This is a genomic window from Varibaculum cambriense (assembly GCF_032557235.1).
GTDB lineage: Bacteria > Actinomycetota > Actinomycetes > Actinomycetales > Actinomycetaceae > Varibaculum > Varibaculum cambriense_C.
This window is the reverse complement of the sequence record NZ_JAWGMB010000007.1, coordinates 86,472-102,729: the sequence shown is the minus strand read 5'-3', so window position 1 is coordinate 102,729 and position 16,258 is coordinate 86,472. Positions and strand designations below refer to the sequence as shown.

Genomic DNA, 16,258 nt, shown 5'->3' with positions numbered 1-16,258 from the left:
TGAATAGTCATTGAGTAAAAACTCTGTTAACCATCACCTAGAGGAAGTAGCTGAAGAGGCTACTTCCTCGGGGGAAACCCCGCAAGATACTAATAAGGTTCCGGGGATTTCCCGGCGTAATGTCCTGATCGGCGGGGGTATCGCTGCGCTAGCCGGTATCGGCATCGGGGGAATGGGAGGCTTCGCCTATGGTAAATCCAAAGGCGAAGCCGCCGGAGAAGCAGCTTCCGACGTGATGAAGATTTCCTATCCTTTTAGAGGTAAACACCAACCGGGAATTCTCACCCCCCAGCAACAGCAGATGATGATGGCTGCCTATGACCTGACCACTGAGAGCCGGGAACTGGTTATTCAGCTGCTGAAAGACTGGTCTTTGGCGGCTGAACGGATGATGGCTGGTAATCCGGTAAACGATCCCAAAGTGTCCAAACTGGCACCCCCGGATGATACGGGCGAAGCCTATGATCTCGGGCCAGGCGCCCTCACGATCACTATTGGTTTTGGGGAAAGTTTCTTCCTGAAAGACGGGAAAGACCGCCTGGGGATTGCCGATAGGATGCCGGAGCCGCTAAAAGGCGGGATCCCGAGGATGGCAGCAGAGAAACTGGATCCCGATCAGTGCTACGGGGATATCGTGGTGCAAGCGTGTTCGGAAGATCCCATGATCTCTATGCACGCAATCCACAACCTAAGTCGTTTGGCGTTCGGCACCGCAACCGTTCGCTGGACGCAACTGGGTTATGGACGCACCTCCTCTACCTCGACCGGGCAAAAAACTCCCCGTAACCTCTTCGGGTTCAAGGATGGAACTTCCAATATCAAAAAGGAAGATTCCGATGCGGAGCTAAATAAGCATCTGTGGATTCAGCCCGGTGATTCGGGCGGAAAGTATTTTGCAGGTGGCAGCTATCTTTGTACTCGCAAAATCAAGCAGATGATGGAAGTCTGGGACGAACTGGTCTTGCAAGAGCAAGAAGACACCATTGGGCGCGACAAACTAGAGGGAGCCCCCCAGTCCGGAGGAACTGAGTTCACCGATCCCGACTTTAAGAAGAAGGGCGAAGACGGGGAACCGCTGATCCCGGTGGATTCGCACGTGGCGATGGTGCACCCCGATAACAACGGGGGACACCGAATGTTGCGGCGCGGATACAACTATATGGAGGGGACTGACAGTTTGGGGCGGCTAGAAGGTGGGCTGATGTTTATCGCTTATGTTCGTAACCCGCAAACCAACTTCATTCCCATCTTGAAAAAGATGTCTGGGGACGCCATGACCGAATACCTGCAGCATATAGCCACCAGCATGTGGGTAATGCCGCCCGGTGTAGGGCAGGGAGAAGACTACGTGGGGCAAAAACTTTTTGAAGCCTAAACTGTAACCTCCAGAAAAATAGGTTTTGGGGAAACCTAAAACCGGGAGCGGGTCTTGCTGATTGCTTTCAGCAAGACCCGCAACTTTTTCTGCCACTTAATAAAGCTAAAACTTAGCGGCTGTTTCACCACTAGCTGGCAAAATAGTATTTTCCACTGCTCCCGGTTTCCCGTAAAGATTACGCTACAGCCTGCTAAATTGATGTTTCCTCAAGTTTCATGGTTACTGAAATGCCTATTTTGGGCGTAGTAACTCGGTGTCTAAAACTGATAGGTTTAAGCCAGGAGGCGTCGTTGACTAACTTACTATTAGCACTGATCTACCTGGCATTCATCAGTTTAGGGCTACCTGATTCCCTGCTAGGTTCTGCCTGGCCAGAGATTTATCCAGATTTTGCGGTGCCGGTTTCCTATGCGGGATTTATTTCTATGATTATCTCCTTGGGAACTGTTACTTCTAGCCTGCTGTCGGATCGGATAATCTCCCGGCTTGGTACCGGGAAAGTGACCGTGATTTCGGGGTTATTGACTGCTCTTGCTATTCTAGGCTTCGCCTTTGCCCCTAACTTTTGGGTGCTGTGCATCTGTTCGATTCCCTACGGACTGGGGGCGGGCAGCGTAGATGTGGCTCTCAATAACTACGTAGCTCTACATTTCAAGAGCACCCACATGAACTGGCTACACTGCTCCTGGGGGATTGGCGCCACTATTGGTCCTTACGTGATGGGGGTAGCGCTTTCTGGGGGAGGTACCTGGCAGAACGGATACTGGTATATAGCCTTGATACAGCTGATAATAACCGCGATTCTATTTTTAAGTTTGCCGCTCTGGAAACACCACGAACAGCAAAGCTCTCCTGCCAGTAGTGAGAAGTTGGACGAATCGGATTCCTCGTCAGATAAGCAACGTGCTCTCAAGCTTTCGCAGACAGTGCGGATTAAAGGTGTCAAAGAGGTAATGACTTGTTTCTTCTGCTATGCCGTGTTGGAACAAGCAACTGGGGTCTGGGGTGGAACCTACCTGAAGTTATTTAAAGGTATGGATGCCGCGAATGCGGCCGCCTTTGCGGGAATGCTATTCCTGGGTGTAACTTTGGGGCGAGCAGCGAGCGGATTTTTGTCGATCCGTTATTCTGACCAGCAATTAATCCGTTTGGGGATAATCCTGGTCGCGGGGGGCGTAGTGCTGTTAGTGATACCGGGAACCGCAGCTATCACGGTCTGTGGACTTATGGCGATTGGTCTGGGTTGCTCGCCGATGTATCCCGCCATGATTCACGCAACTCCCCAAATCTTTGGGAGAGAACACTCGCGCGCGGTAATCGGAGTGCAGATGGCTAGCTTTAACCTGGGGGTCTTCGTGATGCCGCCATTGTTTGGTCTGATAGCACAACATTTATCTGTTGGGTTATTGCCGATCTATCTCTCGTTGGCTCTGGGCGTGTTCATCCTCATGCAGTATCGTATGTCTCACCAAGTTGCCCGCTAGCATGCTAAGGATCCCGCCATGCTGGTGTAGTTACCGCCCGCTGGCTTTGGGAAATGAGAATAACCCCTGCACGGTTTCTAGCTACTATAGCCCCCATAGGATGAACGTTTGAAGTCTAGTGATGCATAAACGTGCATTCAAATTTTAGTTGTTGAAAACCTATGCTATAAGCCGTAGCCTGCTTTATTCAAGATTATATTTTTACTAGGTAAAACTTTTAAACAGAGTTGTTGATCGTAGTAAAGCACATTCAAATCCTCTAGATCGGTGTACAGAAAAGAGCTAGTCATGCCCATAAAAGAACCAACTCCCGCCCTGACTCAACAGGCTGGGGAAAAAACAGCCATCGATACACTAGTAGCACGCGCCCAGCAGGCGCTTGCTGAATTCGAGACTCTGGATCAGCGCACCGTAGATATTATTGTAGAAACCGCAGCCCACAAGGCGCGAGAAGCCCATGCGGTGCTCGCCGCCGAGGCGGTAACCGAAACCAAACGCGGTAACTTTGAAGACAAAACTGTAAAAAATATTTTTGCCTCCGAAGTTATTGCCCAAGACTTAGAGGGACAAAAAACCGTAGGGGTGATTTCCCGTGACGAGTTCTCGGGGATCGTGGAAGTTGCAGAGCCAGTCGGGGTGGTAGCGGGGCTAACCCCGGTCACTAATCCCACCTCAACCACTATTTTCAAGGCGCTGATCTGCCTAAAAACTCGCAACCCCATTATTTTTGCGTTCCATCCATTCGCGCAGAACTGTTCGGCTCATGCCGCCAAAATAGTTTACGAGGCTGCGGTTGAAGCCGGAGCACCTAAGGGATGTGTCCAGTGGATTACCACTCCTTCAATGCCGGCCACTACGGAGCTAATCAACCATCCGGGAGTAGCAGTCATTCTCGCTACCGGCGGCAACGCCATGGTCAAGAGTGCGTATTCCTGTGGAAAACCGGCGCTAGGGGTGGGAGCCGGAAACTGTCCTGCCTATATCCACGAAAGTGCAGTAATTAAAAACGCAGTCAATGATGTCACTATTTCAAAGTCGTTTGATAACGGCATGATTTGTGCTGCCGAGCAGGCGGTGATCCTCGACGAGGCCATTGCAGATCAGGCGCTGGCAGAGTTTGAAACTCTCGGATGTTACCTGGCAAACGCGGAAGAGAAAACGAAGCTAGAAGAGCTGCTTTTCGGGGCGCGTGCCGGAAGTGAAGACTGTGCGAATGCCAGATTGAATGCAACGATCGTGGGACAGAAAGCCTCGAAGATAGCAGAAATGGCGGGTTTTAGCGTTCCTGAAGATACCCCAGCTATTTTGGTGCCGTGCTCTAAGGTAAGTTACGAGGAACCATTAACCAGAGAAAAGCTTTCCCCAATCTTGGCGGTATTGCGCGCTGAAAATGCAGCGGAAGGTATTGAATTGTCCCGCCAGATGGTAGAACAAGACGGGTTGGGGCACAGCGCGGCCATTCATTGCCGCGAATGGGGTATTATCGACCAGTTTGCCAAAGAAGTTAATGCAGTGCGGATTATTGAAAATTCTCCTAGCGCTTTCGGAGCTATCGGGGGGCTTTATAACGCGATGGTGCCCTCCTTGACTCTTGGTTGCGGCTCTTATGGACATAACTCGATATCGAGCAATATCAGTGCAGTTAACCTACTTAATATAAAACGGCTAGCCAGGAGGAACCCGGTAATGATGCCTTTCCAAGTACCTAATCAAATTTATCTCGGATCTGGCTATATTCGGCAGCTAGCTAATTTGGAGTTGGGCACCAAAATTACGGTGATTACCAATCAAGATGCCGCCAGTAGCGGGCAACTGGATGTGGTGATGCAACTGCTATATGCCCGCAGCAACAAAATATCTGTACAGGTTATAGATGACGTAGAAAAGCATTTCACTACCCAATATCTGGAGAAGAAAGTACAAGAAATCGCTGGATACGCACCTCAAACGGTTATTGCCGTGGGAGAGCGAAGCGTGATCAATGCGGCTAAGTTCCTGCGTTTATTCGCGGCCTGCCCCGAGTTATCGGTTAAGGAAGTCTGCGCCGGACATGTTGCTTTGCCAGCCCATATTAATTCTCCGCAGCTTATCTGCGTTCCTACTATTACCGGAGGGCGTGCTTCAGTTGCGCCGTCAGCAGCTATTACCGATGCGGATACGGGTTTTGCTCGGCCGGTTAACTCGACCGCATTCCTGCCTCAGATCGTGATTATGGATACCACCTGGGCACCCTATAGTCGGGAAGATGCGTTACGGCGTGGCTTTCAAGGAGTTGCCTGCGCGATCGAGGCCTATACTTCTACTCAAGCCAGTGAATATACCGATTCCTTGGCACTGCATGGCTTAGAGAATGTCTATAAAACTTTGCCGCAGGTAGCTAGCGCCGTAGAAGGTAGTCAAGAATTGGCTGACCAGCGGGAAAAGGTGATTGAGGGGGCGTTCTTGATTTCTACTGCCCAAGGTAACACCGCAATGGGGTTGGCAGATTCATTGACCAAGACTTTTGCCGCCGCCTTTGGGGGTAGCAATCAGGAATATTTCCCCGCAGTGCTGCCTAATGTGGTGCGTTTCTTAGGGGGGCGGCCACGAAAGTATGTGGCTTCCCCGAACTATCTGCGCTTCCGAGCACCCCAGCAATTGACTGAGATCTGTCGCCGCCTGGGGATTAAAACTCGCGAAGAGGACGCAGGTGAGGATCTAGCACAGGCTTTGGAGAACTTAGTTTCTACCTTTGGAGTGCCGTCAAAGGTGCAAGACTTCGCGATTTTGGAAGCCGATTTCCTGACGCAGCTGTCCGAGTTAGCTCAGCGTACTTTCGATCGCGAGTCCTATACTGGTACGCCACGTAAAGCTACGATGGCAGAAATAGAAAGTATGCTTAAAGCCTGTTACTACGGGAAAAAGTTTATTTCGTAACGCCTGTTATAAGTGGGTGGGGGGAGGTGTCATAGCTCCCCCCACCCACCTAAATTCGCTATTGTCTCTAACGCGTTTTCCCCTCTAGAGGGTAGGATCAGCGGCGAGTACCTCTGCGACCTCAGCTTGGGTAGGCGCATAAGCCCCCACCTTACTTACCGTAAGCCCGGAGGTAATAGTTGCCCGGTGGAGAGCACCTTGGATATCGCTGAGGCGAGCTTGCCGTAACCGCTGCTTGGCTTCGACCGAGCCTAGCATCCCCGCATCTAGCAGTCCCGAAATCAGGCCTGCCATAAAGGAATCTCCGGCTCCGACTGTATCTTCAACCTTGATATTTAGAGGATCTACCGCCAGCATATCCCGGTCGTTGGCGCAAAGTGCATAGGATGCCCACGGGCCGCGGGTAGCTACAATTAGGCCTGGTCCCATGTCTTTCCACTTGTGTAACACGGTCTCAATCGGAGTGTCTTTGCCGTAGAGCCAAGCGATGTCTTCATCACTGGCTTTAACCAGATCGGCGAGGCTGATTAGCTCTTCGATCCGCGGACGTACTTCCTCGGGGGTACCCATTAACGAGGGGCGCACATTGGGGTCATAGCTTACGGTTCCTTGAGCTGCCATGGTCTTTACTGCCTTAACCACTGCGGAGGCTCCGGGTGCCAAAGTTGCAGCGAAACTTCCGGTATGTAGGTGGCTAAGGCTACCAATCTTCGGTAGTGGAGGAACTTGCCATTCCAGCTCAAAATTGTAGGTTGCTTGCCCATTGTCGTCGATTTGGGCATTAGCTATCGGAGTTTTCGCGGCTTTAGAACTGCCAGGGACTACGCTAACCCCGGCGGAGGCTAGCTTTTCTTCTAGGCTCTTACCGCGCTCGTCCTCGCCCCACCAAGAAGCTAAGGAGGTGGGGTGGCCTAAACTAGCGACTCCGCAAGCCACGTTAAAGACGCTGCCCCCAACTTTTTCTTCCACATTACCTGCGCGTTTAATCACGTCGATCAGGGCTTCTCCCAGGCAGAGTACGGGGCGCTCAGTTGATTTCATTTCGGTCATGATAATTACTCCACACCTAGTTTCTTTGACATTTCTTCAAGGGGAATCCCTTTGGTTTCCGGCATGACTTTCAATACCCACAGTAGCTGGCCGCACATGCACAGGAAGAAGATTAAGAATGACCATTCAGAGGTATCCTAGCAAATGCAGTTAATGCCTGGATGGAGGTATTAGGTCAGTAAGGGCTGTCCCGATAACCGCCATTGGTTACCGGGACAGCCTTTAGCAACTATTTGGAGTAGGTAGCAGTGGTTAATATCGGGTGGTTACTTTTGTAGCTCGTCATTGGTAACCATAAAGCCTTCCACAGGTACCTGGTTGCGGACAATCAATAGGTTGTTGGTGTCCGTGGGAAGGGTGTATTCCCTAGTTGCCTCCGCCGGTTTATCCGTCCCGCAGGCCACTTTGGTTAACTGTCCTTTTCGGTCAAAACTACTCTCATCGCTGTCCGGAGCGATCCATACTTCCATAGTGGTTGGTTTTACCGTCTGGCAGTAGAAACCAATTTTAAATTTACTCCCGGCTTTCCAGTCGCCATTATGGTTCAGATACAGGCTGTAATTCTTGATTTTATCTTTGCTAAAGTTAGCAAAAGTTGCATCAATCCGTTCGGAGGTAACTCCCTTTTTCTCGGCGAATGCTTTGCCTTTTTCCTTCCACTTTTTCTCCAGGGCATCCGCATCATCCACCTTTACCTCCTGCTCTTCTTGCTCCGGCAGTAGCACATTCTCAGTGGTGGATATGAGCCCCACTTTCGTTTCGGGGGCTTTGCTTTCCGGAGCCGCCTTCTTTTCTCCGCTGCTTCCGCTGCCTCCGCAGGCGGACAGGGTAATAGCTAGGGCGAATGCACCCGCTAACGCAAATAGTTTTTTCATGGTGGTTCCCTCCCGTTATTAAGACTGGTGGAGCGCCCTCGCCCCACTTACCTCCACCCTAGGAAGTGGGGTAGGAAATGTAATCACCCAGAAGTACGGTTTTTGAGCTCGGTAGCTAGCAGGAACGTGGTAGATGCGCGCGTAACGTGAAATTGGGGGTGGTAAGAATTGCCAAGGAGCCGCCGGCAGCTTCCAAACGAGCCTCTAAGTTACTCAATCCGGTTCCATAGGACGGGGTGGTAGTAACCCTGCCTGGGTTGGATACTTCTAACCAGTAACTACGGGTATCCTCCCACATTTTTACTGACATTTCGGTGGAGGTAGTGTGGATCAATACGTTAGTAATTCCCTCCCGTAGAACCTGCATAAACAGGAGCGCGCGGTCTTCCTCAGTCGGTAAATCCCCAGAAATGTTTAACTCCAATTGGGCGGAACTCGCTAAATCCTGCAAGGTGGCCAGCCAAACCTCCGCGGGAATTATCTTTCGGTCATGACTTAAATCAGTAGGGAGTTCCGCCAGTAACTCCTGCAATTGCGTCAGTCGCTCCTCATCGCTCACCCCGTCCTCTAAGAAGCGGTGCACGAAAGAAATCCGCTGGGAAATGGTGTCGTGAATGGAGGAACGAGTCCGTAAAACTAGGCGCTTGGTGAGCGCTTCCTCAAGGCGAGCAGTTTCCTGGGCGAGTTGTTTTTGACGCTCTTGGAAACTGTCAATTTCATCTGATAGTTCCTGGCTTAAAGACATATATCTACTGACGTCCAGGGCTATCATTTGCGTTAAAAAGTGTCCTCTATCAGCTAGTTTAGTACGATTAAGTATCCAGGTGCGTCCCCCAGGATCATTTATTCGAAAGTTAACGCTGGTGTGGTTGCCAATTCCACTTTTGTTAGCATCATGGACAGCGATTCCCGCTGGAACTATTTTGTCAGTAGCGAGGTGTCGGAGTTGTTTTGCTAAAGTTTCATAACGAGTAAGCGAAGTCAGGTTTAAGCTGTCAAGCAACCCTTCCATACTGGAATTAACTAGCTTATTGTGTCCCCGGGAATCAGCGAACAGCGCCCCATGCTGAGGACAGTCCAAGGCTTCTTTGATGCTAAAAGGACTCAAGTCGTGTAACAGCAACTGAAATTCTCGCCACCCCTGTACGCATAGCCAGGTTGTGGCAAAGGTTCCGGCAGCTAAAAGCAGCCATTTCCCTCCGAAGTTCGCAATGGGGGGAAGTAGCACGGTTAAGAAAACCAGTAAAGGTGCCGCTGCGAACCGATAAGTGGTTTTTAACAGCGCCAATCCCAAGATCAGGCAGATCAGTACGAACCATCCAAAATGATGGTCATTGAGAATGAATATTCCCGCTTGCGAATTGATAATAGTAACCGCAAAACCCCAGGTGTAAAAGGCAAACAATACCGTTACACTCCATAGGAATCCAGTGGCTAGAAGGCGGCGATGGATAAACCATTGACTCATCGTCAATATGCACGCCGCCAGGGTACCAATAATCATCAAGGCAGTTCCTGCCGCTAGTAGCGCAGGAGACAGGCTGTAAAATAACGCGCTCATTGGTTTCGCTCCTCATGGCTGCTAGTGGGCACGCCCTCGGTGAACGCCTTAGTTACCTCGCTCAGTGTGGTAAAGCTATTTACCTCCTCGTCAGGGTGGTTAATTCGCATCTGCAGATTAACCACTCCCTCCTCCATGATTAGCTTAATTTTTGCTTGCGGCCAATCAAGGAGGGGTTGTAAAAGACCGATTTGACCAGCCGGAATATCTAAAATCCAGTTCATTTTCGCCGGCTGCCCGCTCGCGCCGGCCTCTAGATTTATAAACACCGCTAAATCGGATAGGCTCACCACGCAACCCAGGCCGCGATGGAGACCCTCCAGACACCAAAGTGCCTCCTTTAGCCGGAGATTTCCGCTGGTAGGGCCGTGTAAGCCGGCTAGGGCATTCGCATAAGAAAAATCGGTACAGGACTGACTTAACAAAGTGGTTAAGACATTGACCGAAACCTCTCCATTCTCAAAATAAGATAAAGTGAGCAGACCTGCGCGTTTAGCGTAACCGAGATCCATTTTTATGCTGCGCAGAAGTTCAGCGAGTTGATTGCCTTCTAGATGGCTGCCTAGCCGCACACTATTGGCCTGTACCCGTTCAAGGGCATTATTCATAAGTTCATCTAGACGGTCGTAAAGTAACGGTGCCTGGGACGGTTGCTTCATTTGCTGTAAGGCTTCATATTCGGAGGAAAGAATCTTAGTTTGGTGTGCCTCCCGCTCTCGCAGGGCAGACAAGGTTTTCTCTAGCTCTTGAACGGCGCTAATGTCGGTTTCCCAGATTACGTGTCCGGCGTTGATGGGCTGTGCTTGACAGTAGAGAGTGCGGGGCGGCTCGAAAGAATTATCGGTTATCAGCACCGGGGAGCTAGTTTCTCGCAGGTGACGTTTAATCGACTCGTCCAGGTAGAGAGGAGTGGAGGTGGCATAGCGAGGTTCCCAGTCACGATCGACAATTTCCATGGGGAGGGTAGATTTCTTAAAGAAACGCGTGTAACCCCGATTCTGGGGAATCAATCCGATAAAGAACAGTAGCTCCCAGGTCAATAAGAAAAAGAAACAATAAATTTGCACATTTTCGGTAGCTCGGATCAGGGGGATGCGCCAGGTGTAGGCCAGAGAGTAGGTCAGTGCAAACGCAAAAAGTACCCCTAAGGCCGCTAATAGGCGGGTCCGGTTACCTTTGAAACTCCATAATGCCACATACAATATGGCGACGAATAGCACTAATACTGAAAGGTAGTAAAAGTAGTAACCTGGGCCGTATTCATAGTCCACCCCAGATTCGCCCCGGCCAAAACGCAACACCAGGTGGTGCAAATCGTTGGTAAATACCAGCAACATCAGCGTGGTTCCCAGCGTCACTATACAAGTGCGCAATATGCGGTAGGAGGGTGGGAAGCTGCGCGAAGAGTGCGCGATCACGAAAAACAGGATGGTCAGGGTCGAATAAACCGGAACATAGTAGTAATACCAGGCGTAACGCTCGTAAACTCCCGGCAGGGAATGTTTAATGATGCGGGCTAGGATCCATAGGCTCAGTACTCCCGCCTGAATTAGGACAGCTCGACGCACATAGGGGGAGATAGTTGTCCAAAATCGCCAGCCGGCCCAAAAACTAATTAGGCACAGGAGCGCAATGAAGGTGGCTATTTCGTAGGATTCATTGGTGTTCTTCCACTCCCACGAAGCACCAAAAGTATCGTTGGACAGGCTTTGATCCCAGGTGAACTGGATGAACTGCCCAAGGCTGTTAATCGGGGTGGCGTGAATGCTTTTTTGAAAAGACTCTGATAGTGATGGGTAGGAAGTGGAGGTAAGGAGACTATCCGGGAAAGCTGACATGCAGGATTCCCGGTCAGCATTCCTCGGGTGGCGTGACCAGATTCCTTCCACAAACATTAACGTAGGGAACTTGGCATAGTGTAGCTGCTGGGAGGGGGAACTTGCTTGAGCGCTGCGATTATCGGTGGTTAGACAAAAGTAGCCGTGAGTCAGGGCGTCCTTTAGTTCTTGAAAAGAAGATCCAGTTTCTAATCGTCCCCGCGATCTAAGCTTCTGTAATAGGCCCGAGGCTTGCTGGGAGGAGAAAGTCTGCGCGCCCTTGCTACCCGGGGAAGTTTTGAGTGCCAGAGCGCTCATCAGCTCCAGTCGTGCCACTCCTTGATCCAAATATACTTTTTCTTTACCTCCAAGCAGTTTTTGAAGATTGTCAACTGAGCTCACCTGGGGATTCTTGGACACCAGTACCACCGATTTTGGGTAGAGAGGCAGGAAAGAGGCATCCGGTTCGGCAACTTTAGCGGCGTTTGCAGTGGTTTCGGTGGTGATTACAAAGTTTGCCCCGGAACGAAGTTGCCGCAGTAGCGACCATTCACTGTGGGATTCCACCGCTAAACCCTGGGACTGAAAAAACTGAGTCAGACGCGGATCAAAATCGTTGGGTACCGCCAGGGCATTGCTGGCTTGGAAAGAAACTGCACGTAAGGGAACAAAAATCAAGGTAAGCACCGCTATTCCCAAAAGCAATGAAAACACTAGATGAGCAAGCCAGTCTTGGATCCAGGTTGGCCTTTCAGATTCTACCGCGGGAGAACTGGGGAAGCGATTCGGAGGACGCTTAGAGACAGTTTCGGTAGCCATAAAAACTCCGATTTTAGGCGGGTAAGTCCGGGTCGGAGCGGTTTTCTTGGATCGCGACGTAGCCGTTAGAAACTGCCCACAAAGCTAGGCGCGCCACCGAGGAAAAACCACTTTTGGCTAGCAGTTGCGAGATATAAGACTTAATAGTGTTTTCGCTTAAGAACATTTTCTTCGCGATTTCTTTACGGGGGTACCCAGCGCACACCAGTCTCAGCACCTGCATTTCGCGGTCATTAAACTGGTTAGCCCCAAAACTAGGCCGCGCGGGGGAGTCGGGGAAACTGTTTTCCCCCTTCACCGTGGCACGCAGTAAAGATAGCAGATCAGAAGTAGAGATATTCTTGTAGGTGAAAGCGTCAACCCCGGCGGCGCGTGCTTCCTCAACGAATGAGGCATCGGGCATCGCCGTAAACACCACGACTTTCACGCTGGGATGTTCGGCTTTGAACTTGGCAGATTCTTTTAATCCCGAAGAGTTCTCGGTTACTACGTCCATTAGTACCAGGTCTGCCGGGTGTAAACGCTGGGAGGAATGAATGTCGGCGGCATTGGTGAGCTTATCGACCACCATAAGATCTGCTTCCGTATCGATAGCAGCAGCTAAAGAATCCAGCAGAATGGTTTGATCCTCAACAATAGTTATCCGCGTCAACGGCTCGCCCTCCCGTGCCTCCCCCCGCCATTGGAGGTTTCGCTGCCTTCGTTAGAACTATTTTACCAAAACGTGATTGTTTATTGAGGCGGGTAGAAAGGCTTCTCCTGGTGACCAGCCCCGGCCGCTTACTGCTGGATCCCCGGGTGTTTCCTAGAATTTGCCACCTCCGGAACTAAAAGAGGTGCCCCCAGAACTGAAAGTATGGCTACTAGAGCTCTTGCTTTCCTTCGGGCGCGCCACCTGGGTGACATAGGAGTTCACAAAGACTTCGTTACCTCCGGTTATCTGGTTTGATCCGGGAACAATATAGCTAGAGGCTCCTGCTTGTTTCTGGGCGGTGTGATGTTTGCGTTCAATCCGCCGCATCACCCCATACCCGCCTAAGCCGCCTAAGCCTAGCGCAACTGCCAGCCCCCAAAGGGTAGACTCGAGGGTCATCCGATAGGGTACCGGATGATTTTCACTGTAGGGAGTGCCGGCCTTCCACTGCTCTAAGTAATCAGCGATTTGCTGCAGGTAAACCTGCATGCCCCCATCCCAATCATCGTCACCGAGGGGCTTTTTTACGTGCTCATACAATCTGTCAATCCCGTAAGGGGTGAGCGCTTTCTCGCCCTCGCCATGTCCTAGGAACCACAGATCCCTGGTCGAGGGGTTAATAATCATGATTACCCCATTGGCGGACTGGGGATCCAGGCCGAGTTTGTTCGCGTTGTAGTAGTTCGCAGCCCATTGTTCGGGGGACAAATAATCGAAATCGTCAACCGTTACCACATAGGGGGCTATCCCATATTTATTAGCTAGTGCCTGCAACTGTTTTTCCCAGGCAGGAAGTTTGGAGGCACTAAAAATTTGGGAGTGGTCGCGAATCAAGGGAGCTGCCGCGGATACGTTCTCTTGACCACCCTGGTACTTTACCTCTTGGTCGTCGGGAAACTTGGTAACGTCAGACAGGTTATCGCTGGCGGAAGCGAGAACGCTATGTGCAGCCGGGTGGGAAAATGCTACCGCCGCTGCCGGACTAGGAGCGGCTGCCTGTGCATTGGTCAGGTTTAAACCAATCAGCGGGAATGCGGTCACGGTTGCTGCAACCAAGAGAGAGGCAAGTTTCTTGAAAATACTCATGATTCAATCCCCTTAATCGAGAAACCAAGGCATGATAAATGGAATAAATACCGATCCCAGGACTGTTGCCAAAGCGGCAGCGATACCTATTAGTCCGCCCCAGTATTTTGCTTTAGAAACCGGGAAGGTACCCACGAATTTTCCGGTTTGACCGTTCATGGCGTAGTTATAGTTCTTTCCGGCGAAATTCACGTTTAACAGCCAGACTGGCAAGAACACATATTCCAGCTCACCAAAGGCCGGCTCGAAATCTGAACTGGTCAATTTTACGCTGTCATAGCCGGTAACCGAATCTCTTAGAACGTCCTCCGCAGAATTGCGCATCCTATCGAGGGCGCGCGGGTTTGCTTCCTCGGCTTCTACATCATATTTATTGGTCATAAACCCGGTTAAATATGCCGGGGAAAACCCTACGGAAGTGGAGTAGTCGAATGGCTCTATCGACTCGGTAAGATCCTCAGTTACTTTGGAAGTGCCGGAGACCGGAACATCTAGATAGGAGATATTGCCACTACGCGAAACCTGGTAAACATGATGTTCGGTATAGGTATAGTCCGAATCTGACCAGCTTCGAGTGTGTTCACACTCGAACTCGGCCGTCCCATAAACGCTGGCATCATAGAGCCAATAAGGGATATAGACACCTTGAATGTCATCTACGCTGGCGTGCTGGAACGCATGGGGAGTCAGCTTCAAACGTGATGCTTCTTTTTTGAAAGCGGATAGTGCCTGTTCTTTGGTCATCCCGAAAGGAATCATCCGGTCAGGAACCCGGGTGCTTACCAACTGCCCGGTCGCAACAAAGTTGTTATTACACCAGGGACACTTGGCGCTGACCATATCGGGGGAACCGATGATTTCTCCGCCACAAGAATCGCATTCAAATTGTGCCATTTGTTGCCCGGTTGCCTCATCCATATAGGTAGCAGGAGGCTCCGCCCAGCCGGTTTGAGGTACCGGGGTAGCAGCGTCAGCGGAAAGAGTGGGTGCGCCCTCGCTACCTGTTTGTGCAGGTAGCGATAAATCTGTCTGCTGTGTGGATTGCGCTCCCGGCGGTGGCGGGGGTGGCGAGCCTGACTTTTGCGCTTGGTAGGCGGCATTAAGCTCCTGGTTGGCAGCAGAAATCCCGTTAAATTGATTAACTTCTTCCACGGAAAACATGGCGCCGCAAAAGTTGCACTTCATTTTTCCGCTGGGCACATCAAAATTGATGGGTGCGCCACAGGCTGGGCATTTTAGTTGCACATCACTCACGATTAGTTCCCTTCCTTAATAATTACGGTTCACCAGTGCCGGGTTCTTAGCGGCGAGCCTCGCGCGCCAGATTTGAGGCTGCTAAGAACCCGGGTAACGCTGGTTTAAGCGACTGGAGTTCCGCATTCGGGACAGAATTTTGGTTTGGGATCAGGTAGGGGTTTTCCGCAGTTGGAACAAAAGCCTCCGGGGGTGGGGGTAGCTGGCCGTGGCTGACCGCAATTTCCGCAAAACTTGCCGGTGTTCTGGACGCCGCATTGGCATCTCCAGGCGTCAGCGGTGGAACCAGCGTTTCCGGCTGCCCCTGCCTGCTGTTTTGCCTTTTCTTGAGCGGCCATTTGGGCTTGGTTGGAAGCGGAGGCAGATTGCATGAAGCCTCCGGCTGCGTTCATTCCCATACCCACGCCCATCATGGCGACTCCGGCTCCCGCCGGGTTGGAGCCAGCATTTTGAATACCGGTACCGACTGCTCCTTGTACGAAACCTTCACGGATAGAGGGGTCTTGTAGCATGGCGCCCTGGTTGCGCATATCGATCATCTTGCGCGACTGCTCATCGTAGGAGATAGAGGCGATACCTACGGCTTGCACCTCAATCCCGCGCTGCTCTGACCATTCTTCATCCAGAGCATCACGCATATAGCGAGACAATTCGCTCATATGAGACTGGACTTGCGAAATACGAATCCCATCCAGACTCATCTTGTTTAATGCTACCGAGAAGGCTTCGAGAAATTCGGATTGGTACTGTTCTTTGATGTCATCGATATGTACTCGCTCCGCATCCCGGGGGATAGCTTCCATGTAGAACTTTATGGGGTCAACTATTCGCAGCGAGTAAGTCCCGTGCGACCTCAAGAAAAGTTCCGCATTATAGAAATTATCGAAATATTGAATGGCATTGGGGGTACCAAACTTTATCCCTTTGATTTCCTGCAGGTTTACAAAGAAGGCTTTTTGTTGCCCCGAGGGCGCTCCGCCAAATTTAAAACGTTCCCAAGTATCTTTAAGGGCGCCTTTAAAATTCCCGTTAAATAACGAGGGCGCAGTGGTAGAGCTAAAAGTATAGGCACCGGGTTCGGTAGAAAAGTCCACGATTTTGCCGGAGTCAGTAATCAGCATGGCCTGCTTGTCGTAGACCAAGATTTTGGAACCGTCGGAGATAATAGCGCCGGTGCCGGTATTTCTACCTCGGATTTGTTGGCCGCGTACAAATACTATGCCTTCGCCCATGTCTTGAGCGCTAATCGCATCTAGCCACTGATCTTGGAGGGCGCCACCGATCGCGCCGCTAACTGCCTGAATCAAACCCATTTCAATCTTCT

The 16,258-nt window shown here is 51.0% G+C and carries 11 protein-coding genes and 1 pseudogene; 3 read left to right on the top strand and 9 right to left on the bottom strand.

Annotation, left to right across the window (positions count from 1 at the left end):
• The first annotated feature begins 10 nt into the window (after positions 1-10).
• From efeB to E6072_RS06755, 3 genes are all read left to right on the top strand, one after another.
• Positions 11-1,375: an iron uptake transporter deferrochelatase/peroxidase subunit gene (gene efeB / locus E6072_RS06765; RefSeq protein ID WP_316694648.1), complete on the top strand. Its 1,365-nt coding sequence runs from the start codon at positions 11-13 to the stop codon at positions 1,373-1,375.
• A gap of 293 nt (positions 1,376-1,668) precedes the next feature.
• A complete protein-coding gene (locus tag E6072_RS06760) occupies positions 1,669-2,862 on the top strand; it encodes an MFS transporter (RefSeq protein ID WP_316694647.1) in 1,194 nt (397 codons plus the stop codon).
• Positions 2,863-3,150: 288 nt separating this feature from the next.
• Positions 3,151-5,778 (top strand): iron-containing alcohol dehydrogenase, encoded by a 2,628-nt coding sequence (locus E6072_RS06755; protein WP_316694646.1) that lies wholly within the window; start codon positions 3,151-3,153, stop codon positions 5,776-5,778.
• 84 nt (positions 5,779-5,862) lie between these two features.
• Here the strand turns inward: E6072_RS06755 and E6072_RS06750 are convergent, their stop codons facing one another.
• The 9 genes and pseudogenes from E6072_RS06750 to E6072_RS06715 form a co-directional block, all read right to left on the bottom strand.
• Entirely contained in the window at positions 5,863-6,828 is a 966-nt protein-coding gene (locus E6072_RS06750; RefSeq protein WP_316694644.1) for a carbohydrate kinase, read from the bottom strand.
• Between the two features lie 5 nt (positions 6,829-6,833).
• A pseudogene (locus E6072_RS08860) lies at positions 6,834-6,953 on the bottom strand (hypothetical protein); the annotation flags it as partial.
• Positions 6,954-7,094: 141 nt separating this feature from the next.
• Positions 7,095-7,703 carry a hypothetical protein gene (locus E6072_RS06745; protein ID WP_316694642.1) on the bottom strand — a complete coding sequence of 203 codons (609 nt, stop codon included), beginning with the start codon at positions 7,701-7,703 and terminating at the stop codon, positions 7,095-7,097.
• 115 nt (positions 7,704-7,818) lie between these two features.
• Positions 7,819-9,264 (bottom strand): ATP-binding protein, encoded by a 1,446-nt coding sequence (locus E6072_RS06740; protein WP_316694641.1) that lies wholly within the window; start codon positions 9,262-9,264, stop codon positions 7,819-7,821.
• A complete protein-coding gene (locus tag E6072_RS06735; RefSeq protein WP_316694639.1) occupies positions 9,261-11,900 on the bottom strand; it encodes a histidine kinase N-terminal 7TM domain-containing protein in 2,640 nt (879 codons plus the stop codon). The genes E6072_RS06740 and E6072_RS06735 overlap by 4 nt, the downstream gene beginning before the upstream one ends.
• 13 nt (positions 11,901-11,913) lie before the next feature.
• Positions 11,914-12,552 carry a response regulator transcription factor gene (locus E6072_RS06730; RefSeq protein ID WP_316694637.1) on the bottom strand — a complete coding sequence of 213 codons (639 nt, stop codon included), beginning with the start codon at positions 12,550-12,552 and terminating at the stop codon, positions 11,914-11,916.
• Positions 12,553-12,705: 153 nt separating this feature from the next.
• Positions 12,706-13,680 (bottom strand): TPM domain-containing protein, encoded by a 975-nt coding sequence (locus E6072_RS06725; RefSeq protein ID WP_316694635.1) that lies wholly within the window; start codon positions 13,678-13,680, stop codon positions 12,706-12,708.
• 12 nt (positions 13,681-13,692) lie between these two features.
• Positions 13,693-14,934, bottom strand: a complete 1,242-nt coding sequence (locus E6072_RS06720) for an ATP-binding protein (protein ID WP_316694633.1) — start codon at positions 14,932-14,934, stop codon at positions 13,693-13,695.
• Positions 14,935-15,038: 104 nt separating this feature from the next.
• Positions 15,039-16,247 carry an SPFH domain-containing protein gene (locus E6072_RS06715; protein ID WP_316694631.1) on the bottom strand — a complete coding sequence of 403 codons (1,209 nt, stop codon included), beginning with the start codon at positions 16,245-16,247 and terminating at the stop codon, positions 15,039-15,041.
• Positions 16,248-16,258: the final 11 nt, after the last annotated feature.